This window comes from Streptomyces stelliscabiei (assembly GCF_014873495.1).
GTDB classification, from domain to species: domain Bacteria; phylum Actinomycetota; class Actinomycetes; order Streptomycetales; family Streptomycetaceae; genus Streptomyces; species Streptomyces bottropensis.
Genome location: NZ_JADBGF010000001.1, coordinates 6263843 through 6286375, shown reverse-complemented (window position 1 = coordinate 6286375; position 22533 = coordinate 6263843). Strand labels below are relative to the sequence as shown.

Sequence of the window (22533 nt, the reverse complement as noted above, 5' to 3'; positions counted from 1 at the left end):
ACCCGCCCGCAGCCTGTGGATAACTCCGCAGGACGCGCACAGAAAAACAACTCTCCAATCCCGCATATCGGTCATATTTACGCCTAGTGTGACATTGCGCTCGCTCGTCCAGTCCACAGGGCTTGCGCGTCTGTCCCGCTTCGGTTATTGGGAAGGACGGCCCACGCCATGCCCGCAGATCTCGCCGTCATCGGACTCGGCCAGTTGGGGCTGCCGCTGGCCCAGGCCGCCGTCGCCGCCGGCATCCCCACGCTCGGTTACCGCACCGGCCCCGACTCCGGCTCCCTCACCCCCGGCGAACTGCGCCGCATGCTCGCCCGCGGCTTCAAGCCCACCACCAGCCCCGCCGAACTCGGCCGCGTCCGTACGGCGGTCATCTGCGCGCCCACCCCCCTCGGCGCCGACGGCTCGCTCGACCTCACGCAGGTCGAGGAGGCCGCCCGCACGCTGGCCGCCCGGCTGCGCCCGCACACCACGGTCATCCTGGAGTCCCCGGTTCCCCCGGGCACCACCGGGGATCTCCTGCGCCCCCTCCTCGAAGAAGGCTCCGGCCTGCGCGCCGGCCGCGACTTCCACCTCGCCTACTCCCCCGCGCGCGTGGACCCGGGCAACCGCGACTTCGGCCCCGCCAACACCCCCAAGGTGATCGGCGGCCTCACCCCCGCCTGCACGGAGTCGGCCGCCGCCTTCTACGGCCGCCTCACCGACAAGGTGGTACGCGCGCGTGGCCTGCGCGAGGCAGAGACGGTCCACCTCCTGGAGACCAACTACCGCCACGTCAACATCGCCCTGGTCAACGAGATGGCCGCCCTCTGCCACGACCTCAACGTCGACCTCTGGGACGTCATCCGCTGCGCCGAGACCAAGCCCTTCGGCTTCCAGGCCTTCCGCCCCGGCCCCGGTGTCGGCGGCCACGCCCTCCCCCAGGACCTCTCGGGCCACGCCCCTGGCTCGCTCCGCATGGTCGAACTGGCCCAGCGCGTCAACAACCGCATGCCCCAGTACGTCGTCCAGCGCGCCGCCACGCTCCTCAACGAACACGGCAAGTCGGCCCGGGGCGCCCGCGTCCTCCTGCTGGGCATCACCTACAAGCCCGACGTCCCCGACCAACAGGGCACCCCCGCCGACGAGATCGCCCGCCGTCTCATCGAACTCGGCGCCCACGTCAGCTACCACGACCCGCACGTCCCCACCTGGAGCGTCCTCGACCGCCCCATCCCCCGCGCCGACTCCCTCTACGAGGCCACCGCCGACGCCGACCTGACGATCCTGCTCCAGCAACACCGCACGTACGACCTCCAGGGCCTGTCGGTGAAGGCGCAACTGCTGCTGGACACGCGGGGGGCCACGCCCACAGGGGCGGCGCACAGGTTGTGAGAGGGGGCGCACGGCACAGCCACGGCCTCCGGAGCTGGTGGCAGACACCGCCCCACCCCGGTAGCGTACGGAAACAGGTGGAGCCCACCGCAGCGGTCACTGCGCCAGGCTCCTGGATGGTTCACGGAGTGTCCGCCCCTAGTCCGTATGGGGGCGGCCGCTCACCATCCGAGAAGCCTCAAGATCCACCTCCTCCGGCACTTCACCATCCGAAGACGGACTCGGTCCCAGCGGGTGGGCTTGCGGTGACGTCCCATGGGCGCCCCCCTTCCACGACACCACCCATTGACCCGGTAGGCGGTCCGTCGGAATCGGGCCGGGCCCCGAGGGCGGGGTCCGGACCATGTCCTTGGAAGGGGGCTCCCAGCCGAACTGGGGCGCCGGGCACGAACGCTGTCGCCCGGCTACGCACGTTCGGCCCATATTCGCCCCGAACACCGCCACGCGCCCCCACCTCCACAACTCACGCCCCCACCAGCGCACTTGGGCACACAAAAGGGCCCGGTCGCCCTCAGGCAACCGAGCCCCAAGCCCCGCTCACGCCAAGCGCGGCGTCACCGCATGTGCTGCGAGTCCGCCACCGTCACCTCGACGCGCTGGAACTCCTTCAGATCGCTGTACCCGGTCGTGGCCATCGCCCGCCGCAGCGCACCGAAGAGGTTCATGGAGCCGTCGGGGGTGTGCGAGGGACCGGTGAGGACCTCCTCGATCGTGCCGACGGTCCCGAGGTCGACCTTCTTGCCCCGCGGCAGCTCCTCGTTCACCGCCTCCATGCCCCAGTGGTTGCCCTTGCCCGGCGCGTCCGTGGCGCGGGCCAGCGGGGAGCCCATCATCACCGCGTCCGCGCCGCAGGCGATCGCCTTGGGGATGTCGCCGGACCAGCCGACACCACCGTCGGCGATGACGTGCACGTACCGGCCGCCGGACTCGTCCATGTAGTCCCGGCGGGCGGCGGCGACATCGGCGACCGACGTGGCCATCGGGACCCGGATGCCCAGCACGTTGCGCGTGGTGTGGGCCGCGCCGCCGCCGAAGCCGACGAGGACGCCGGCCGCACCGGTGCGCATCAGGTGCAGGGCGGCCGTGTAGGTGGCGCAGCCGCCGACGATCACGGGGACGTCCAGCTCGTAGATGAACTGCTTCAGGTTCAGCGGCTCGTGCGAGCCGGAGACGTGCTCCGCCGACACGGTCGTGCCACGGATGACGAAGATGTCGACGCCCGCGTCCACGACGGCCTTGGAGAACTGGGCCGTGCGCTGCGGGGAGAGCGCGGCGGCGGTCACGACACCCGAGTCGCGCACCTCCTTGATGCGCTGCCCGATCAGCTCCTCCTTGATGGGAGCGGCGTAGATCTCCTGGAGGCGGCGGGTCGCGGCCTCGTCGGGCAGGCCGGTGACCTCGTCCAGCAGCGGCTGCGGGTCCTCGTACCGGGTCCACAGACCTTCGAGGTTCAGGACGCCGAGGCCGCCCAGCTCACCGATGCGGATCGCGGTGGCCGGGGAGACGACCGAGTCCATGGGAGCGGCCAGGAACGGCAGCTCGAAGCGGTAGGCGTCGATCTGCCAGGTGATCGAGACCTCCTTCGGGTCCCGCGTACGGCGGCTGGGGACGACGGCGATGTCGTCGAAGGCGTACGCCCGGCGGCCGCGCTTGCCGCGCCCGATCTCGATCTCAGTCACGTCTGTGGCCTTTCCCTGATGCGTTCAGCGTCTACCAGTATCGCCGACGGGCACGACGAGGGCGGCCCCGGATGCCCCGGGGCCGCCCTCGCGAAGCCTGGCGACTACGTACGGCTACTTACGGCTGTAGTTCGGCGCCTCGACCGTCATCTGGATGTCGTGGGGGTGGCTCTCCTTGAGGCCCGCGGAGGTGATCCGGACGAAGCGGCCCTTGGTCTCCATCTCCGCGATGGTGGCCGCGCCCACATAGCCCATGGTCTGGCGCAGACCGCCGACGAGCTGGTGCAGCACGTTGCCCAGCGGGCCGCGGTAGGGCACCTGGCCCTCGATGCCCTCGGGCACGAGCTTGTCGTCGGCGGCGACCTCGGCCTGGAAGTAGCGGTCCTTCGAGTACGACCTGCCCTGGCCGCGGGACTGCATCGCGCCGAGCGAGCCCATGCCCCGGTAGGACTTGAACTGCTTGCCGTTGATGAACTGCAGCTCGCCGGGCGACTCCTCGCAGCCCGCGAGGAGGCTGCCCAGCATCACGGTGTCGGCGCCGGCGGCGAGCGCCTTGCCGATGTCGCCGGAGTACTGCAGGCCGCCGTCGCCGATGAGCGGGACGCCGGCCGGGCGGGCGGCGAGCGAGGCTTCGTAGATGGCGGTGACCTGCGGGACACCGATACCGGCGACCACCCGGGTCGTACAGATCGAGCCGGGACCCACGCCGACCTTGATGCCGTCGACACCGGCGTCGATCAGGGCCTGGGCGCCGTCGCGGGTGGCGACGTTGCCGCCGATCACGTCGACGGAGACGCTCGACTTGATCTTCGACATCCAGCTCAGGGCGTTGCTGTTGTGGCCGTGCGAGGTGTCGACGACCAGGAAGTCCACACCGGCCTCGGCGAGGGCCTGGGCGCGCTCCAGCGCCTCGGGGCTGGCGCCCACGGCGGCACCGACGATCAGCCGGCCCTCGGAGTCCTTGGCGGCGTTCGGGTACTGCTCGGCCTTGACGAAGTCCTTGACCGTGATGAGGCCCTTGAGGATGCCCGCGTCGTCGACCAGGGGAAGCTTCTCGATCTTGTGGCGGCGCAGCAGCTCCATGGCGTCCGCGCCGGAGATGCCCACCTGACCCGTGACCAGCGGCATCGGGGTCATGACCTCGCGCACCTGACGGGAGCGGTCGGTCTCGAAGGCCATGTCGCGGTTGGTGACGATGCCCAGCAGCTTCTTGTTGCCGTCGGTCACCGGCACACCGCTGATGCGGAACTTGGCGCACAGGGCGTCGGCCTCGCCGAGCGTGGCGTCCGGGTGCACGGTGATCGGGTCCGTGACCATGCCGGACTCGGAGCGCTTCACGAGGTCGACCTGGTTGACCTGGTCCTCGACGGAGAGGTTGCGGTGCAGTACGCCGACACCGCCCTGGCGGGCCATCGCGATCGCCATGCGGGACTCGGTGACCTTGTCCATCGCCGCCGAGAGCAGCGGGATGTTGACACGGACGTTGCGGGAGATGCGGGACGAGGTGTCGACCGCGTTGGGGAGCACCTCGGATGCGCCCGGCAGCAGCAGCACGTCGTCGTAGGTGAGCCCGAGGGTCGCGAATTTTCCGGGCACTCCGTCGACGTTGGCAGTCATGACACCTTCCCCAAATGGCCTTGATCGGTGCGGATGTCCATGCTAACGGGAAGCGTGGGGCACACATTCCACGGTACGAAGTGATACCGGGCTTCGTATGTTCGTACGGAGAATACGAAGAACGCACCCCGCGTGTTCACGCGCGGCCCGCCGGGGAGCCCCTGCGAGCCGTACCGCTACTGCTCGGCCAGCGCCCGGAGCCTGCTCAGCGCACGGTGCTGGGCCACCCGGACAGCGCCCGGTGACATGCCCAGCATCTGTCCGGTCTCCTCGGCCGTGAGCCCGACCGCGATCCGCAGCAGCAGCAGCTCCCGCTGGTTCTCGGGGAGGTTGGCCAGGAGCTTCTTGGCCCACTCGGCATCGCTGCTGAGCAGGGCGCGCTCCTCGGGACCGAGCGAGTCGTCGGGGCGCTCGGGCATCTCGTCCGAGGGGACGGCCGTCGACCCGGGGTGCCGCATCGCGGCGCGCTGGAGGTCGGCGACCTTGTGGCCGGCGATGGCGAAGACGAACGCCTCGAACGGCCGGCCGGTGTCCTTGTAGCGCGGCAGGGCCAGGAGGACGGCGACGCAGACCTCCTGCGCCAGGTCCTCCACGAAGTGCCGCGCGTCACCCGGGAGCCGGGACAGACGGGTGCGGCAGTAGCGCAGCGCCAAGGGGTGGACATGGGCGAGCAGATCGTGCGTGGCCTGCTCGTCCCCGTCGACGGCGCGATGCACGAGCGCACCGATCACTGTCGTCTCGTCGTCACGCATCGGTCCATGGTGCCTTGCGGCCGTCCGGTCCGTGGCGCCACGTCCATGGTTGTGCACCGAAGCGTTATGAGCAGGTGCGCCGGAATCCATCTCCTGCGCCCTCCCCTCCCGCTCGTTCGACTGCTCCCCGAGAAGCTCCACACCTCAAGGATGCGGCATCCGCGGCGAAACGAGCAGCGGGCACTCGCGCGACCCCGCTCACCAGGCGGTAAGCGCCCCCGCCCGCCGCATGGCAGGCGGGGTCTCCCGAACCCCCGTCGCGGCTCACCTAGCGAACCAGGCCCCAGCGGAAGCCGAGCGCCACCGCGTGCGCGCGGTCCGAGGCGCCGAGCTTCTTGAACAGGCGCCGGGCGTGGGTCTTGACGGTGTCCTCGGAGAGGAACAGCTCGCGACCGATCTCGGCGTTGGAACGGCCGTGGCTCATGCCCTCCAGGACCTGGATCTCACGCGCGGTGAGCGTGGGCGCGGCGCCCATCTCGGCGGAGCGCAGCCGGCGCGGGGCGAGCCGCCAGGTCGGGTCGGCGAGAGCCTGGGTCACCGTGGCGCGCAGTTCCGCGCGGGAGGCGTCCTTGTGCAGATAGCCCCGTGCCCCGGCGGCGACCGCGAGGGCCACGCCGTCCAGGTCCTCGGCGACGGTGAGCATGATGATGCGCGCCCCGGGGTCGGCGGACAGCAGCCGCCGTACGGTCTCGACGCCGCCCAGTCCGGGCATGCGTACGTCCATCAGAATCAGATCCGAGCGGTCGGCCCCCCAGCGGCGGAGGACTTCCTCGCCGTTGGCCGCCGTGGTCACGCGCTCGACGCCGGGCACGGTGGCCACCGCGCGGCGCAGCGCCTCTCGGGCGAGCGGGGAGTCGTCGCAGACGAGGACGGATGTCATGGCCGCCCTCCGCAGCTGATGCGCGTCACCTTGAGCCTCCAGGCTGGTACGAAATCGTCACCTGTGCGGTCGACACTCACGAGCGGACACGAACGCCTGCCCGAGCGCTTGTTCCTTCAACCGCCTCCGCCCGTCTCAACGACGGTCACTCGAAAGAGTTACGGGATGGCCGGCTACCTTCGGCACTCTACGTGAGGGCGCGCACACGGTGCAGACATGCACAACGGACCCTCAATGTTTCATCACAACGTATGCCCCATTCAGCCGTTTTTCTTCCCATTTCTTGGTGTCTGAGGCTAGATTCGCAATGAGTCATATTTTCATCTCCTTAGATAGTCGATGTACGGTCATGGGCAACATCTCCGCCCATAACGGCAACAAGGGGACACGTAATGGCAGATTTCTCCCGCCTTCCCGGACCGAACGCTGATCTGTGGGACTGGCAGCTCCTCGCGGCATGCCGCGGGGTCGACAGCTCACTCTTCTTCCACCCCGAAGGAGAACGCGGTGCGGCACGGAGTGCTCGTGAGAACTCGGCCAAGGAGGTCTGCATGCGATGCCCCGTCCGCGCCCAGTGCGCGGCCCACGCCCTCGCGGTGCGCGAGCCGTACGGCGTGTGGGGCGGGCTGACCGAGGACGAGCGCGAGGAACTCATGGGCAGGGCGCGCCACCGGCTGGTGACGGCGTCCGCGTCGGCGCCGGGGGGCGACACCGCCTCGGACGACTGAAGGAACGTTTCTCTAGGATCGCGACGGCCCCGGGACCGTCCGGCGCCACCGTCCGGCGCCACCGCGCGGCCTCAGCGCGCGGCCGCCCCGGCGAGCCGGTCCAGCGTCGCCGCGACCGTGGGCACCTGGGCCAGGTCCGGCAGGGTGAGCGCCACGATCTCCCGGCGCACCACCGGCTCGACCGACACCATCCGCACACCCTTGGGGCGCACGGACTCGATGGCCAGCTCCGGCAGGACGGCGACCCCGAGGCCCGCGCCCACCAGGCCGACCACCGCCGGATAGTCGTCGGTCGCGAAATCGATGCGGGGCGTGAAACCCGCGCTCTCGCAGACCCGCACGAGCTGCCCCCGGCAGCGCGGGCAGCCGGCGATCCAGGCCTCCCCGGCGAGTTCCCCGATGCCGATGGACCGCGTACGGGCCAGCCGATGCCCCTGCGGTACGAGCCCGACGAGCCGGTCCGTGAGCAGGGGCCGGACGACCAGGTCGGCCCACTCCCCCTCCTCCGCGCCCGCCGCGCCCTCGTAGCGGAAGGCGAGCGCGATGTCGCAGTCGCCCTCGCGGAGCATCTCGACCGAGCGCGGCGGTTCGGCCTCCTCCAGGGAGACCCGGGTGCCGGGGTGGGCGGCGCGCAGAGCGGCCAGGGCCGTGGGGACGAGGGTGGAGCTGCCGCTGGGGAAGGAGACCAGGCGGACCCGGCCGGCGCGCAGTCCGGCGATGGCGGCGACCTCCTCCTCGGCCGCCGTGAGCCCGGCGAGGATGCCGGCCGCGTGCCGCACCAGGGCCTCGCCCGCCTGGGTCAGCCGCGTCTCGCGGCCGCTGCGCACGAGCAGCGGTGTGCCGACGGAGGATTCGAGCGCCTTCATCTGCTGGCTGACGGCGGGCTGGGTGCAGCCGAGTTCGCGTCCGGCGGCCGAGAAGGAGCCGGTGGCGGCGACGGCGCGCAGAACACGGAGATGACGGGCCTCGATCACGGGAGAGAGCATAAGGGGAGCTTGGACGAGGTGCCGAATATTGCGTCGACGCTTTGACCCCCGTCCGCCTACCGTGCCCGTATGAAGCTTCTGTCACTGAATGTGGGGCGCCCCAAGGCCGTCGACATCCCGGAGGAGTCGAAGCGCGTCACGGGCATCGACAAGCGGCCGGTGGACGGGCCGGTGCGGGTGGCGGCGCCCGGGCCGAAGGGCGTCGGCGCCAGCGGCGTGGCCGGGGACGCGGTGTGCAACACCGAGCATCACGGCGGCGACGACCAGGCCGTGTACGCGTTCGCCCGCGAGGACCTGGACGGCTGGGAGCGCGAGCTGGGCCGCACCCTGCCGAGCGGGGTCTTCGGCGAGAACCTCACCACCGAGGGGCTCGACGTCTCCGGCGCCCTCGTCGGCGAACGCTGGCGGATCGGTCCCGAGCTGGTCCTGGAGGTCACGTGCGGCCGTGTCCCCTGCGTCAACTTCCAGCGGCACCTGGGCGAGCGGGGGTGGGTCAAGCGCTTCACGCTGCAGGGCGCGCCCGGTGCGTATCTCCGGGTGATCGAGCCCGGCGAGATCCGGGCGGGGGACCCCATCGAGATCGTCCACCGGCCCGCCCACGACGTCACCGTGACCCTCGCCTTCCGGGCCACGATGGGCGAACGCGATCTGCTGCCGCGGTTGTTGGCGGCGGGCGAGGCCCTGCATCCGGAGCTGCTGGAGAGGGCGCGCGAGCACGTGGCGCGGCAGGGGTGACGGGCCGCTGGGCGGTGCGGTGTCCGTGAAGGCGTCCGGCCGGTGCGGGTGTCCCGCGTGACAGCGGCGCATCGCCGCCGAACGGGGGTGGAGCGAACGGACCCGCACAGTTCCGGTCACTACGCTTGCGCCATGACAACGGCTCTGATTACGGGATCGACCGCGGGGATCGGTGCCGCGTTCGCGCGGCGCCTGGCGGCGGACGGGCACAACCTGGTGCTGGTGGCGCGTGACACCAAGCGGCTGCGGGAGCAGGCGACCGAACTGCACGACCGGCACGGCATCGAGGCGGAGGTGCTGACGGCGGACCTCGCGACGGACGACGGCATCGAGACGGTGGCGCGGCGGCTGTCGGACCGCAAGAACCCGGTCGACCTGCTGATCAACAACGCCGGCTTCGGCAACAAGGGCCGCTACCTCGACGTCTCCATGGCCGACGAGCTGAGAATGCTGAAGGTCCACTGCGAGGCGGTCCTGCGTCTCACCTCGGCGGCCGGCGAGGCCATGCGCGAGCGCGGCCGGGGTGGCGTGGTGAACGTGGCGTCGGTCGCCGCGTTCGTGCCGCGGGGCACGTACGGGGCGTCGAAGGCATGGGTCGTGCAGTTCACGCAGGGCGCGGCGAAGGACCTGGCCGGCACCGGGGTCCGGCTGATGGCCCTGTGCCCCGGTTTCGTGCGCACCGAGTTCCACGACCGGGCCGGGATGGGCACCGACAGCATCCCGTCCTGGATGTGGCTGGACGCCGACAAGCTGGTCACCGCCGCCCTCGCCGATCTGTCCCGGGGCCGGACCGTCTCCATCCCCGACCCGCGCTACAAGGCCCTGATGGGTGTGGTGAAGGTGGTGCCGCGGGGGCTGCTGGGCGGAATCAGCTCCAAGACGGGGCGGAAGTACGGGCCGCAGTAGGGCGGGACGGCTCCGGGCCGCGGTGGCGGTGGGCCTCGGCGGCGTCCGGGGGTGAGGCGGCCGGTGCCGGGGGACAATGGAGCTGTTCACCCGGACGCAGGGGGGCCGGAGGCGGTCTCATGACATTCGTGCAGCTCATCGACTGCAGGACCAGCCGGTTCGACGAGATGGACCGGCTGATGGACACATGGGTCGAGCAGACCAAGGGCAAGCGGACGGCGACGCACAGCGTGATCGGGAAGGACCGGTCGGACGACTCGCACTTCGTGGAGATCGTGGAGTTCCCGTCGTACGAGGAGGCGATGCGGAACTCCGGGCTGCCGGAGACGGAGCGGATCTTCCAGGAGATGGTGGCGCTGTGCGAGGAGATGCCCACGTTCACGGATCTGGACGTGGTGCGGGACGAGCAGCTGTACGCGGAGACGGCCCGGCGGTTCCTCGCGACCATCGCCGCCGAGGGCGAACTGCCACCGCTCGACGGTCTGCTCGTGGAGGACTACCACGACCACGTTCCCTCGGAGGAGCCGGACGCCATCGGGATGGACGCGTTCCGGCGGACCGTCGAGGAGTGGCGGCGCGGGTTCGACTTCGCGTTCACCGTGGAGGACCAGATCGCCCAGGGCGACCGGGTGTGCACGCGGTGGACCTGGAACGCGACCCACAAGGGGGACTTCCTCGGGATCCCGGCCAGCGGCAGGGCGGTGCGGATGACGGGAACGATCGTGCACCGGTGCGCTTCCGACGGGAAGATCAGCGAGGGGTGGTGGGAGTACGACCGGCTCGGGCTGATGGGGCAGTTGGGCGCGCTCGACGACCTGGAGAAGTAGGCGCGGCGACCTGAGCGGACGGAGCGGCCGGAGCGGAACGGGCTGCGACGCGGTGAGGCCCGGCACCCCCTCGTGCGGGGGTGCCGGGCCTCACCTGTGGCTGTGGCCTGCCGACGTGGCTGACGTCAGTGGGAGTGGCCGTGGCCGCCGTGGCCCGCGTCGGCCGGCTCCTCTTCCTTCTTCTCGACGACCAGGGTCTCGGTCGTCAGGAGGAGGGAGGCGATGGAGGCGGCGTTCTCCAGGGCGGAGCGGGTGACCTTGACCGGGTCGATGACACCGGACTTGACCAGGTCGCCGTACTCGCCGGTGGCGGCGTTGAAGCCCTGGCCCTTGTCCAGCTCGGCGACCTTGGAGGTGATGACGTAGCCCTCCAGGCCGGCGTTCTCCGCGATCCAGCGCAGCGGCTCGACGGCGGCCTTGCGGACGACGGCGACACCGGTGGCCTCGTCGCCGGTCTTGCCGAGGTTGCCCTCCAGCACCTTCACGGCGTGGACGAGCGCGGAGCCACCACCGGAGACGATGCCCTCCTCGACCGCGGCGCGGGTCGCGGAGATGGCGTCCTCCAGACGGTGCTTCTTCTCCTTCAGCTCCACCTCGGTGGCGGCGCCGACCTTGATCACGCACACGCCGCCGGCCAGCTTCGCGAGGCGCTCCTGGAGCTTCTCGCGGTCCCAGTCGGAGTCCGTGTTCTCGATCTCGGCCTTGATCTGGGCGACGCGGCCCTGCACGGCACCGGAGTCACCGGCACCGTCGACGATCGTGGTGTCGTCCTTGGTGACGGTGACGCGGCGGGCGGAGCCGAGCACGTCCAGGCCGACCTGGTCGAGCTTGAGGCCGACCTCCTCGGAGATGACCTCGGCGCCGGTCAGCGTCGCCATGTCCTGCAGCATCGCCTTTCGACGGTCGCCGAAGCCGGGGGCCTTGACGGCGACCGCGTTGAAGGTGCCGCGGATCTTGTTCACGACCAGGGTCGACAGGGCCTCGCCCTCGACGTCCTCGGCGATGATCAGCAGCGGGCGCGAGGCGTTGGACTGGATGACCTTCTCCAGCAGGGGCAGCAGGTCGGCGATGGCGCCGATCTTGCCCTGGTGGATGAGGATGTACGGGTCGTCGAGGACGGCCTCCATACGCTCCTGGTCGGTGACGAAGTACGGGGAGAGGTAGCCCTTGTCGAAGGCCATGCCCTCGGTGAAGTCCAGCTCCAGACCGAAGGTGTTGGACTCCTCGACGGTGATGACACCGTCCTTGCCGACCTTGTCCATCGCCTCGGCGATGAGCTCGCCGACCTGGCTGTCCTGGGCGGACAGACCGGCGACGGCGGCGATGTCGGACTTCTCGTCGATCGGTCGGGCGGTCGCGAGGAGTTCCTCGGACACGGCCTTGACCGCGGCGTCGATGCCCTTCTTCAGGGCGGCCGGGGAGGCACCCGCGGCGACGTTGCGCAGGCCCTCGCGGACGAGCGCCTGGGCCAGCACGGTGGCGGTGGTCGTACCGTCGCCCGCTACGTCGTTGGTCTTGGTCGCCACCTCCTTCACCAGCTGGACGCCGAGGTTCTCGTACGGGTCCTCGACCTCGACCTCGCGGGCGATGGTCACACCGTCGTTGGTGATGGTGGGGGCGCCGAACTTCTTGTCGATGACGACGTTGCGGCCCTTGGGGCCGATCGTCACCTTGACCGTGTCGGCAAGCTTGTTGACGCCGCGCTCGAGGGCGCGACGGGCGTCCTCGTCGAACTTCAGGATCTTCGCCATGGGAGCGGTTCAGCCCTCTCGGAAAACGTGGGTGAAACGAACTGCGCCCCGGGCGCCCGGCTGATTATGGTCGGGGGCCAGGGGCGCAGCTCAGAAAAACGATGGGTGAATTACTTCTCGATGATCGCGAGCACGTCGCGAGCCGAGAGGACGAGGTACTCCTCGCCGTTGTACTTCACCTCGGTGCCGCCGTACTTGCTGTACAGCACGATGTCGCCGGTCTTGACGTCGAGCGGCAGGCGCTCGCCGTTCTCGAAGCGGCCCGGGCCCACGGCCAGGACGACGCCCTCCTGGGGCTTCTCCTTGGCCGTGTCCGGGATGACCAGGCCAGAGGCCGTGGTCTGCTCGGCGTCGAGCGGCTGGACCACAATGCGGTCCTCGAGCGGCTTGATGGCAACCTTGGAGCTGGTGGTCGTCACGATCCGACCTCCCCCTTCGGAGATCTCACGGGGTTAACTGTCTGAGGTGGCGACCAGGTGGATCCGTCGTCGCGGGTGCCGGACCTGCCCGTCGCTAGTTGGCACTCTCCAGGGGGGAGTGCCAGACCAGAGACTATGACCGCGATTAGCACTCGGTCAAGCGGACTGCTAATCGAGTGGAGCGCGGCGGGTCGGCGGGGGTGCCTCAGAGGTAGTCCTCCAGACGTCCGACCGTCAGGCCCTGGGCCTGGATCCGGCGCAGCAGCCGTGCCGTCATCTCCGTGAGCGTGGCGCCCTGGAGCTGGTCCGGGCCCCGGAACTGGGCCAGGACGATGTCGCCCGGGCGCAGGCGGTCGCCGACGGCGTAGCGGAGGTCGTTGATCTGCATGGACGCCCGCCACAGGACGACGGCCGCGATGCCGCAGTCGGCGGCGGCGCGGAGCGTGGTGGCGTCGTGGACGCCGTAGGGCGGGCGGAAGAGGGTCGGCCGGGCGCCGAAGCGCTGCCTGAGCTTGTGCTGCTGGCCGCAGATCTCGGCGCGCTGTCCGGCGTACGGCAGGCCGCGCAGGGCGGTGTGGTCGAGGGTGTGGTTCTGCACGGTCGCCCCGACGGCCCGCAGCCGCGCGAAGTGACCGTATCCCGGCCCCACGACACTGTCCGTCAGGAACATGCTCACCGGCAGCCGCAGCTCGCGGACCATGTCGACGAACGCCGGGTCCTTCTCGGCCCCGTCGTCGTAGGTCAGGAAGACCACCTTGTCCCGGGTCGGCACCCGGTCGACGACGGGCGGCAGCCCCGGGCCCGCCACGCGGAGTCGGGACGGCCGGTCGGGACGCGCGGGCGGCGGAGCGAGAGGGGCGCTGAGGCCCCAGCGGCGGTACGGGGGCGCGTGCCCGGGAGGGTGGGAGGCGGCCGGGGTACGGGGCGACGCGCCGTCCGCGCGGGGGCGGGGAGCGGCCGGGACCGGGGCACGGCCGCCCGGGGGCGCGGTGGCCGAGGCCGGTGTCCGGGCGGCCGCCGGCATGGAGGGCGGGCTCGTCCCCCGCGCCGGCAGGCGGCCGTTCGCCGTCGCTTCGGCTCCGGGCCCCTCGTCGCGGGCCGCGGGGCCGACGGGATCGGCCGCGCATCCGGCGAGGAGCAGGACGGCGAGGGCCAGGAGCGCGGAGAGGGCGGCCAGGGCGCGGGCGACCGGCGCACGGGGTGCCGCCACGCACGCCCGCAGGGCCCCGCGCGCTCTCCCCTCCCGGCCTGCCGCACGCGCCGCCCGCGCCGCCCGCGGCCGACGCCCTCCCTGCCCCGCGAGGCCCCCCGAGGTCTCACCGCAGGCTCCCCCGCTCCACGCCGGTCGCGCCACCCACGCCCCGCGCTTCCCCCGCCCCACACGGTTCTCCGAGGCATCGCGGGCGGCCTCCCCTCCCGCCGCGCCCCCGCTCCACGCCCGGCGCCCTCCCCTTCGATGTCGTCCGGCGCCCCTCACAGGTAGTCCTCCAGCCTCGCCACCGCGTAGCCCTCGGCGGTGACCAGGTTCAGGAAGCGGCGCATCATGTCGGGCATGGTGCCGTTCCAGTCGGACCTGCCCCGGAAGTGGGTGAGGACGATGTCGCCGGGGCGGAGTTCGCGGTCCGCTTCGCGGTAGTCCCAGCGGTCGACGAAGACCTCCTCGTTCCAGAGGGGGACGGCCTCGATGCCGCAGGACCTGGCGGCGCGCAGGGTGTCCCGGTCGTAGCTGCCGTACGGCGGCCGGAACAGCGTGGGCCGCTCGCCGTACCGCTTCTCGATCACGTCCTGCATGCCGCAGATCTCGCGCTTCTGGGCGGCGTAGGAGAGAGCGGGCAGGTGGCGGTGGTGGAGGGTGTGGTTGTCGAGGGCGACGCCCCGGTCCCGCATCCGCGCGAAGTAGCCGTAGTCCTCCTTGATCAGGTAGTCGCTGAGGAAGGCGGTGTACGGGATGCGCAGCTCGCTCGTCATCCGCAGGAACTCGGGGTCCTTCTCGGCGCCGTCGTCGATCGTGAGGAAGAGGATCCTGTCGCGGGTGGGGACGGTCGTGAGGACCGGGGGGAGACCGTCCTCCTCGTGGCCGTCGACCTCGAACCCCTCGCGCGTCCTGAGCACCGGCTTGCGGGCCGGAGGCGCCGGCGCGAGCAGGGGGACCTCGGGCAGTCCCCAGCGTTTCGCGGCGGCGACCCGCGCGGCGTGCGCCCGGCGCAGCTTCCCGGCGTACGCGTCGAGGGCACGGGCGCCCGGCGCCTCGAAGGGCCGCTGCCCGCGCGCCTGACCGTGGGCGGGCCCCGCGGTGCCCCACCGCCCGACCGGGTCCCCCTCCAGGCCCTCCTGCGAGCCACCCCCGGCGCACCCCGACACGATGACCGCGGCGGCGAGCACGGCGATGCCGCCCCGGAACCCGCCGCTCCCCCTCGCCCTCCCCTTCCAGAAACTCGCCCGCTTCGCACTCTTTACATCATTTTGTCGTACGAGTCGCATGGCGCCGCATCCTCGCAGGACGGCCCCTTCCCACGGCCCCGACACCGCCAACCGGCCCCCACCATCCACCGACTGGCCCACGCCCCCTCCCCCTGACCGACAATGGCCCGGTGAACGACCTGGACCCCGCCGCCTTCCTCGCCCCCCTCCTCACCCCCGAGGGCCGTGCCCTCCTCGACGAGGTGCGCGACACCGAACCGGCGCGGGAGCTGGCCGTGGCGACCCGGCTGCGCCGTGACCACCCGGCGGCGCTCGTGTCGGCGGCCCTGGCCCAGGCACGGCTGCGGCAGCGCGCGACCGCGAAGTTCGGCGCGGCGGACGCGGGGCGGATGTTCTTCACGCCGAACGGCGTCGAGCAGTCCACCAGGACGACCGTGGCGACCTACCGGGCCGAGTGCTTCCGGGCGCTCGGCGTGCGCTCGGTCGCCGATCTGTGCTGCGGCATCGGCGGGGACGCGATCGCGATGGCGCGCGCCGGGATCCGGGTGCTGGCCGTCGACCACGACCCGCTGACGGCGGCGGTCGCGCGCGCCAATGCCGACGCCCTCGGCCTCGCCGAGCTGATCGAGGTGCGCGAGGCGGATGTGACGGAGGTGGACACCGCCGGGTACGACGCCGTGTTCGTCGACCCCGCCCGGCGTTCGTCCAGGCGCGGCCGGATCTTCGACCCGGAGGCCTACTCCCCGCCCCTGTCCTGGGCCGTGGCGGCCGCGCTCAGGGCCCCGCTGGGGGCGCTGAAGATCGCGCCCGGCATCCCGCACGAGGCGATCCCCCCGGCCGCCGAGGCCGAGTGGATCTCGGACGGCGGTGATGTGAAGGAGGCCGTGCTCTGGTTCCGTGCGGACGGCACACCGGGGGCGCGGCGCGCGATGCTGCTGCCCGCGGAGGCCGGCATCCGCGCCTCCCCCGACACGATGCTGCCCGACCCCCCGGTCCGCCCGGTCGGCCGGTACCTGTACGAGCCGGACGGCGCCGTCATCCGCGCCCACCTGGTCGCCGAGGTCGCGCGGGACCTCGGGGGCGGGCTGATCGACCCCACGATCGCCTACGTCACCGCCGACGAGCACCACGTCACGCCGTACGCCACCGCCTACGAGATCACCGACCGGCTCCCCTTCGGCGTCAAGAAGTTGAAGGCCCTGCTGCGGGAGCGCGAGGTCGGCGTCCTGACGGTGAAGAAGCGGGGGTCGGCCGTCGAGCCGGAGGAGCTGCGCAAGATGGTCAAGCCGCAGGGACGCAACTCGGCGACGGTCTTCCTGACCCGGGTCGCGGGAGCGCCGACGATGCTGATCGGCCACCCCGCCTGACCCCCCGCGCACCTCAGGCGACCGCCTCGGGCGACCCGCCTCGGGCGACTCCCCTCACGCGCCCTCCTCCGCCCGCGTCAGCAGCAACTCCCGCTCCCGCTCGTTGCGCGCCAGCCCGGCCGCCCGTACGAACTCGGCGCGCGCCTCCTCCGTGCGGCCGAGCCGCCGCAGCAGATCCCCGCGCACGCTGGGCAGCAGGTGGTAGTCGCGCAGGGCGGGTTCGGTGGCGAGGCCGTCCACGATCTCCAGGGCGGGGCCGGGGCCCTCGGCCATGGAGACGGCCACCGCGCGGTTCAGCTCCACCACGGGGGACGGGGCGCGGGCGGCCAGCAGGGCGTACAGGGTGGCGATCTTCGGCCAGTCCGTCTCCACGTAGGTGTACGCCTGGGCGTGGCAGGCGGCGATGGCGGCCTGGAGGGCGTACGGACCCGGCGTTCCCGGCGCGGCGGCGGTGGCGCGGCCCAGGGCGGTGAAGCCCCGGGCGATGAGCGGGCGGTTCCAGCGGCGGCGGTCCTGGTCGGCGAGCAGGACCGGCTCCCCCGAGGGCCCCGTACGGGCGGCGGCCCGTGACGCCTGGAGCTCCAGCAGCGCGGCGAGGCCGTGCACCTCGGGTTCCTTGGGCATCAACTGGGCGAGCACGCGGGCCAGTCGGAGGGCGTCCTCGCACAGGGCCGGGCGCAGCAGGTCGTCGCCGGCGGTGGCCGCGTACCCCTCGTTGAAGATCAGGTAGATGACCTCGAGGACGGAGCCGAGGCGGGCCTCGCGGTCGGGGCCGTACGGCACTTCGAAGGCGATGTTGCGCGTGGCCAGGGTGCGCTTGGCGCGGACGACGCGCTGGGCGATCGTCGGCTCGGGGACCAGGAAGGCGCGGGCGATCTCGGGCGTGGTCAGGCCGCCGAGGAGGCGGAGGGTGAGGGCGATGCGGGCCTCGGAGGAGAGCACGGGGTGGCAGGCCGTGAAGACGAGGCGGAGCAGGTCGTCGTCGATGTCGTCCGGGTCGGACGGCCGGTCGAGGTACGGTCCCGCCGCCTCCTGGTCCCGGCCCACCTCGGCGAGCTTGCGCGCGTACCGCTCCCGGCGGCGCACGAGGTCGATCGCCCGGTGTTTGGCGGTGGCCGTGAGCCACGCGCCGGGATTGTCGGGCACCCCGTCGCGCGGCCACTGCTCCAGGGCCGCGACCAGCGCGTCCTGTGCCAGTTCCTCCGCGATCCCGACGTCCCGCACGATGCGCGTGACCCCGGCGATGAGCCGGGGCGACTCCATGCGGAAGACGGTCTCGATGGCGACGCGGGGGTCGGGGGCGGGACCGGACGCGGGGCCGGGACCGGACGCGGCGGTGGGCTGTGGGGTCACAGCCCACCATCAGACACCCGGACGGCGCCCCGGCCAAGCGGGCTCAGGCCTCCATGATCTCCCGCACCTCGCAGGTGACCGTCCAGTGCTCCTCGTGCACCTTCAGGAACCGCTTGGTCCACTCGATCGCCTCGGCCATGTCCTTGGCCTGGACGATCGCGTACCCGCCCACGACCTCCTTGGACTCGGTGAACGGCCCGTCGGTGACGGAGAGCTTCCCGCTCTCCCAGTGCACCCGCGTGCCCTGCGCGGTCGGGGACAGACCGGCGGTGTCCAGCAGCACCCCGGCCTTGGTCATCTCCTCGATCAGGTCCCCCATGCGCTGCATCAGCTCGGGGCTCGGGCCCTCGGCGGGGGCGGTCGTCTCGTCGATCCGGACCATCGACAGATAGCGCGGCATGGTGACTCCAGGTGCGTCGGCGGCCGGGGCTTCTCCCCGACTCTCACCCATGCGTCGAACGGCCGCACCCCGGATCGACACGACCGCCGGAATTTCCCGGAGAAGTTTTTCGCCGCCGCTCAGGCCGCCTCTCGGGCCGCGCTCCGCTCGCGCTCGGGCCGCACCCGAGCCGCCGCCCAGGCGGCTACTTCAACGACTCCCACAGCTTGCCCGCGTCCGGCTCCCGCGCCACCACCCGGTTGCTGTCGTAGGGGGCCGGCGCGACCGGCATCATCACGGTCGTGGTGGCGGCGGAGGACAGGCCCTTGAGGCTCTGGCCGAGGCGCACCAGCTCGGTGAGCGAGTCGAGGCCGGTGTCCGTCGTCAGGCTCGCGGTGACCGCGTCGGCGGCCCGGTAGAGCCGGGCGGGGTTCGTCAGGAGGTCGGTCGAGGAGATCTGGTCCAGCAGGGCCTTCACCAGCTTCTGCTGGAGGCCGATGCGGCCGAGGTCGCTGCCGTCGCCGATGCCGTGGCGGGTGCGGGCGAGGGCGAGGGCCTGCTCGCCGTCGAGGTGGTGGGTGCCGGCGGCCAGCTTCAGGTGGCTGTCCTCGTCGTCGATGTCCTCGTCCGTCGTGACGGTGACCCCGCCGAGGGCGTCGACGAGCTTCGCGAAGCCGGCGAAGTCGATCTCCATGTAGTGGTCCATGCGGACGTCCGTCATCGACTCGACGGTCTTGACCGCGCAGACCGGGCCGCCGACCGCGTACGCGCTGTTGAACATCACGTTGTACGCCACCGCCGTCGAACCGCCCGACTCCAGCGGGCAGGACGGGCGGGTGACCAGGGTGTCGCGGGGGATGCTGACGACGGTCGCCCCGGTGCGGCCCTCGTCGATGTGGACGACCATCGCCGTGTCCGAGCGGGCGCCCGCGCCCTCGTCGCCGCCGCCGAGCGCGGCGTTCTCCTTGCCGCTGCGGGAGTCGGAGCCGAGGACGAGGATGTTCAGCGCGCCGCTCGGCAGGGGCTCGGCAGCGGTGGCCGACGCCTCGGGTGACACCGTCGGTCCGATCCTCGCGGGGCGGTCGTCGCCGAGCGCGCTGTTGATGTCGACGCCGGTGATGTTGTCGTTGAGCCGCCAGAACGCCCAGCCGGCCCCGCTCGCACCGAGGACGAGGACGCCGGCGAGGGCGAGGCCGGCGATCCTGAGCCGGCGCCGCCGTCTGCCCGCGTCCCCGCCGTTCTCGTCCCCGCCGTCCTCGGTTCCGCGCTCGTTTCCTTCACCAGTCACACACATGAACGTACGTCCGAATTGTTACGGCGAGAAACTACCTGCCGCTTTTCCTTCGGAAATTCTCAGATTTCTCAGCCCAGGGTCACGGTCGGCACCGGATTGGTGCCGCTCCAGGTGCCGTTGAAACCGAAGCTCACCGAACCGCCGCTCGGTACGCCGCCGTTCCAGGAGGCGTTGGAGCAGCTGACGGCCGCGCCGGTCTGGGTGCAGGTCGCGTTCCAGGCCTGGGAGAGCTGTTGTCCGGCCCCGAAGGTCCAGTTGAGCCGCCAGGAGGAGAGCGAGGAGCCGGCGGCGCAGCGGATCGTCACGTTGCCGGTGAAGCCGGTGTTCCACTGGTTGGCGACGGTGTACGCCGCCGAGCAGCCGGCCGGGACCGGGGGCTCGGTCACCGTGCCGCCGAGTGCCGTCACGATGCCCTGGTAGGCGGGCTTCGGTGCGTAGTTCTCGTCGTACGGGGTCGCCGCGCCCTCTCCGGGGAAGGTGTCCGGGATCCAGGAGTCGGAGTCGGTGAAGCCCCAGACGGTGAGGGCGGTGCAGCGGGTCACGGCCACGCAGGCCTTCACCACGGTCTCGTACTCGGTGCGCTGCTGGGCCAGCTTGGCCTGGGTGGCCGGGAGTTGCATGCGGATGTCGAGTTCCGTGATGGCCACGTCCACGCCCAGGTCGGCGAAGCGCTGGATGTTCTGCTGGAGCGTGGCGGGGACCTGGCCGAGGATCAGGTGGGCCTGGAGGCCGACGCCGTCGATGGGGACGCCGCGTGCCTTCAGGTCCCGGACCAGGTTGTAGAGGGCCGTGCTCTTGGCGTTGACGCCCTCGACGTTGTAGTCGTTGATGTAGAGCTTGGCGGCCGGGTCGGCGGCGCGGGCGGCGGTGAGGGCCTGGGCGATGTAGTCGGTGCCGAGGCCGTTGTACCAGAGGGTCTGGCGGTAGGTGCCGTCCTCGTTGAACGGCTCGTTCACCACGTCCCAGGCGGCGAGGCGGCCCTTGTAGCGGCCGACCTCCAGGGCGATGTGGTCCTTCATCAGCTGGCCGAGCTGTGCGGGTGTCCAGGTGCCGTTCGCCAGCCAGTTCGGGTTCTGGCTGTGCCAGACCAGGGTGTGGCCGCGTACGTCCTGGTCGTGGGCCTCGGCGAAGTCGACGATCCGGTCGGCCTCGGTCCAGTCGAAGGTGCCCCGGGTGGGCTCCACCGAGGCCCATTTCATGGCGTTGCCGGGGGTGAGCCAGCTGAACTCCCGGGCCGCGATCTCGCCGTAGGTGCCGGTGAGCTTGGAGCCGGTGACCGCGGTGCCGATGCCCTTGCCCTTGGCCGCGGCGAGGTCCCGCAGGGACGGGTCGGCGGCGTGGGCGGTGGGGGCGGTGGTGAGCAGGGCGGCGGCGGTGAGAGCGGTGAGGCTGGTGAGCAGGGCGGTGAGACGGGCGCGCAGGGGGGTTTGGGGGGTTCTCATTGCGGGTGCCTCCGAAAGTTTCGGTTGTGCATCCGATTGACTGCGGAGGAGTGTGGAGGGGGTTGCGTCACTCGTCAATACATCAACTTCCGGCCAGGACACGCCGCACTTCGCCGGGGGCGGGTGGGCGTGTGCCGGGTGCGGGGCGTGGTGGGGTGCCGCGTCGTTGTGCCTGTCGCGCCGTTCCCCGCGCCCCTGAGAAGCCGCTCGCGCGGCAGCGGGCGCGCGTCTGCCGGGGCCGGAGCGTGGCCGGGTGGCTCGCCGTCGTGGCTGTCGCGCCGTGGCCGGGTGCCGCGCCGTCGTGGCTTGTCGCGCCGTTCCCCGCGCCCCCGAGAAGCCGCTCGCGCGGCAAGCGAGGCCGCGTCCGCCCGACCGGGCTCGTGGCCGGGTGCCGCGCCGTCGGGGCGTTTCGCGCCGTTCCCCGCGCCCCCAGAAAGGCGCTTGTCGCGCCGTTTCCCGTGCCCCCTTCAGGGGGCCGGTGGTGGTGTTGCCGTGCTGCTTCGTACGACCAGGCTTGTTGCCAGTTCGACTCGGGTCGCTGTGGACGAGGTGTCCTGGCGGCCCAGGTCCAGGACCAGGCGGGCGGCCGCTTCGGCCATCTTCATCAGGGGCTGGCGGACCGTCGTCAGAGGGGGGCCCACCCAGCGGGCGACCGGGAGGTCGTCGAAGCCGACCACGCTGAGGTCCTCCGGGATGCGCAGGCCCAGTTCGCGGGCGGCCTCGTAGAGGCCGAGGGCCTGGAGGTCGTTGCCGGCGAAGACGGCCGTGGGGCGGTCGGGGCGGCGCAGCAGGTCCAGGCCCAGCCGGTAGCCGGTCTCGTGATGGAAGTCCCCGGCCTTGATGAGATCCGAGGCGACCGGCAGCCCGGCGGTCTCCAGCGCGGCCCGGTAGCCGTCGACCCGGGCGCGGCTGCACATCATCCGTGAGGGCCCGCTGATGGCACCGATCCGCCGGTGGCCGAGCTCGATCAGATGGCGGGTGGCGGCGAGGCCGCCCTGCCAGTTCGTGGCGCCGATCGAGGGCACGTCGTCACCGGGGTCGCCCGCCGGGTCCATCACCACGAACGGGATGGAGCGGCTGGTCAGCAGCGCCCGCTGGGACTCGTCGAGCCCGGACAGCACGAGGACGACCCCGTGCGGGCGGCGCGCGGCGACCTGGTCGGCCCAGGTGCGGCCGGGGGTGAGACGGCCCGCGCTCTCGGAGAGGACCACGCTCAGGCCCTCCTCCCGCGCGATGTTCTCGACGCCCCGGATGACCTCCATCGCCCACGCGCTCTCCAGCTCGTGGAAGACCAGGTCGATGAGGGGGGACCGGCTCGCCTCGGCACGCCGGCGGCGGTAGCCGTACTCGCGCAGCAGCTCCTCGACGCGGGTGCGGGTCGCGGGCGCGACGTCCGCGCGGCCGTTGAGCACCTTCGAAACAGTCGGAGCCGAGACGCCGGCCTGCCGGGCGATCTCGGCGAGCGTCGCGGTCTGCGTGGACTGGGACGCACGCGCTCTTGTCTGGATTTCCTCAGGCTTCGCGGGCTTCATGAGCGGGATCGTATCCCTGCGCGACCTCTTGACGAACCCTTTCGACGGCCATACGTTCCCGGAACATTCGAAGTACCAGCCGAAACAT

At 71.8% G+C, this 22533-nt stretch carries 20 protein-coding genes; 6 read left to right on the top strand and 14 right to left on the bottom strand.

The window, feature by feature from the left end:
• Positions 1–168: 168 nt before the first annotated feature.
• Positions 169–1377, top strand: a complete 1209-nt coding sequence (locus H4687_RS27945; RefSeq protein WP_046915021.1) for a nucleotide sugar dehydrogenase — start codon at positions 169–171, stop codon at positions 1375–1377.
• Between the two features lie 554 nt (positions 1378–1931).
• Here the strand turns inward: H4687_RS27945 and H4687_RS27940 are convergent.
• The 4 genes from H4687_RS27940 to H4687_RS27925 all read right to left on the bottom strand — a co-directional run bounded on the left by H4687_RS27940 (position 1932) and on the right by H4687_RS27925 (position 6305).
• On the bottom strand, positions 1932–3056 hold the full coding sequence (locus H4687_RS27940; RefSeq protein WP_046915022.1) for a GuaB3 family IMP dehydrogenase-related protein: 1125 nt from the start codon (positions 3054–3056) through the stop codon (positions 1932–1934).
• 114 nt (positions 3057–3170) lie between these two features.
• Positions 3171–4673, bottom strand: coding sequence for an IMP dehydrogenase (gene guaB, locus H4687_RS27935; RefSeq protein ID WP_005481140.1), 1503 nt, complete (start codon positions 4671–4673; stop codon positions 3171–3173).
• Between the two features lie 176 nt (positions 4674–4849).
• On the bottom strand, positions 4850–5425 hold the full coding sequence (locus tag H4687_RS27930) for a sigma-70 family RNA polymerase sigma factor (RefSeq protein WP_005481141.1): 576 nt from the start codon (positions 5423–5425) through the stop codon (positions 4850–4852).
• A gap of 268 nt (positions 5426–5693) precedes the next feature.
• Positions 5694–6305: a response regulator transcription factor gene (locus H4687_RS27925; RefSeq protein WP_003948568.1), complete on the bottom strand. Its 612-nt coding sequence runs from the start codon at positions 6303–6305 to the stop codon at positions 5694–5696.
• A gap of 392 nt (positions 6306–6697) precedes the next feature.
• On the opposite strand from H4687_RS27925, the gene H4687_RS27920 reads away from it, so the two are divergent.
• Positions 6698–7033 (top strand): WhiB family transcriptional regulator, encoded by a 336-nt coding sequence (locus tag H4687_RS27920; protein ID WP_005481142.1) that lies wholly within the window; start codon positions 6698–6700, stop codon positions 7031–7033.
• A 71-nt stretch (positions 7034–7104) separates the two neighbouring features.
• Here the strand turns inward: H4687_RS27920 and H4687_RS27915 are convergent, their stop codons facing one another.
• Entirely contained in the window at positions 7105–8007 is a 903-nt protein-coding gene (locus H4687_RS27915) for a LysR family transcriptional regulator (RefSeq protein WP_046915026.1), read from the bottom strand.
• 81 nt (positions 8008–8088) lie between these two features.
• On the opposite strand from H4687_RS27915, the gene H4687_RS27910 reads away from it, so the two are divergent.
• The 3 genes from H4687_RS27910 (at position 8089) to H4687_RS27900 (ending at position 10487) form a co-directional block, all read left to right on the top strand.
• Positions 8089–8754 carry an MOSC domain-containing protein gene (locus H4687_RS27910; RefSeq protein ID WP_192781726.1) on the top strand — a complete coding sequence of 222 codons (666 nt, stop codon included), beginning with the start codon at positions 8089–8091 and terminating at the stop codon, positions 8752–8754.
• 132 nt (positions 8755–8886) lie between these two features.
• Entirely contained in the window at positions 8887–9660 is a 774-nt protein-coding gene (locus H4687_RS27905; RefSeq protein WP_046915023.1) for an SDR family NAD(P)-dependent oxidoreductase, read from the top strand.
• 119 nt (positions 9661–9779) lie between these two features.
• The gene (locus H4687_RS27900; RefSeq protein ID WP_046915024.1) at positions 9780–10487 is read left to right on the top strand and encodes an ester cyclase; all 708 of its coding nucleotides are present in this window, start codon (positions 9780–9782) and stop codon (positions 10485–10487) included.
• A 125-nt stretch (positions 10488–10612) separates the two neighbouring features.
• Here the strand turns inward: H4687_RS27900 and groL are convergent, their stop codons facing one another.
• The 4 genes from groL to H4687_RS27880 all read right to left on the bottom strand — a co-directional run bounded on the left by groL (position 10613) and on the right by H4687_RS27880 (position 15138).
• Complete coding sequence (gene groL, locus H4687_RS27895; RefSeq protein WP_046915025.1) at positions 10613–12238, bottom strand: chaperonin GroEL; 1626 nt, start codon at positions 12236–12238, stop codon at positions 10613–10615.
• A 110-nt stretch (positions 12239–12348) separates the two neighbouring features.
• Complete coding sequence (gene groES, locus H4687_RS27890; RefSeq protein WP_003998759.1) at positions 12349–12657, bottom strand: co-chaperone GroES; 309 nt, start codon at positions 12655–12657, stop codon at positions 12349–12351.
• A gap of 205 nt (positions 12658–12862) precedes the next feature.
• Positions 12863–13681, bottom strand: coding sequence for a polysaccharide deacetylase family protein (locus H4687_RS27885; protein WP_225967924.1), 819 nt, complete (start codon positions 13679–13681; stop codon positions 12863–12865).
• A gap of 449 nt (positions 13682–14130) precedes the next feature.
• Positions 14131–15138: a polysaccharide deacetylase family protein gene (locus H4687_RS27880; protein ID WP_225966844.1), complete on the bottom strand. Its 1008-nt coding sequence runs from the start codon at positions 15136–15138 to the stop codon at positions 14131–14133.
• Positions 15139–15248: 110 nt separating this feature from the next.
• Here H4687_RS27880 and H4687_RS27875 point away from each other — a divergent pair, with 110 nt between their 5' ends.
• A complete protein-coding gene (locus tag H4687_RS27875; protein WP_050399462.1) occupies positions 15249–16445 on the top strand; it encodes a class I SAM-dependent methyltransferase in 1197 nt (398 codons plus the stop codon).
• 54 nt (positions 16446–16499) lie between these two features.
• On the opposite strand, the gene H4687_RS27870 is transcribed toward H4687_RS27875, so the two are convergent.
• The 5 genes from H4687_RS27870 to H4687_RS27850 all read right to left on the bottom strand — a co-directional run bounded on the left by H4687_RS27870 (position 16500) and on the right by H4687_RS27850 (position 22445).
• Positions 16500–17798, bottom strand: coding sequence for an RNA polymerase sigma factor (locus H4687_RS27870; RefSeq protein WP_046919174.1), 1299 nt, complete (start codon positions 17796–17798; stop codon positions 16500–16502).
• 43 nt (positions 17799–17841) lie between these two features.
• Positions 17842–18198 (bottom strand): YciI family protein, encoded by a 357-nt coding sequence (locus H4687_RS27865; protein WP_005481157.1) that lies wholly within the window; start codon positions 18196–18198, stop codon positions 17842–17844.
• A gap of 184 nt (positions 18199–18382) precedes the next feature.
• Positions 18383–19471, bottom strand: coding sequence for an LCP family protein (locus H4687_RS27860; RefSeq protein WP_046919175.1), 1089 nt, complete (start codon positions 19469–19471; stop codon positions 18383–18385).
• 68 nt (positions 19472–19539) lie between these two features.
• Positions 19540–20913 (bottom strand): endo-1,4-beta-xylanase, encoded by a 1374-nt coding sequence (locus H4687_RS27855; RefSeq protein WP_050399461.1) that lies wholly within the window; start codon positions 20911–20913, stop codon positions 19540–19542.
• Positions 20914–21380: 467 nt separating this feature from the next.
• Positions 21381–22445 (bottom strand): LacI family DNA-binding transcriptional regulator, encoded by a 1065-nt coding sequence (locus tag H4687_RS27850; protein WP_046919315.1) that lies wholly within the window; start codon positions 22443–22445, stop codon positions 21381–21383.
• Positions 22446–22533: the final 88 nt, after the last annotated feature.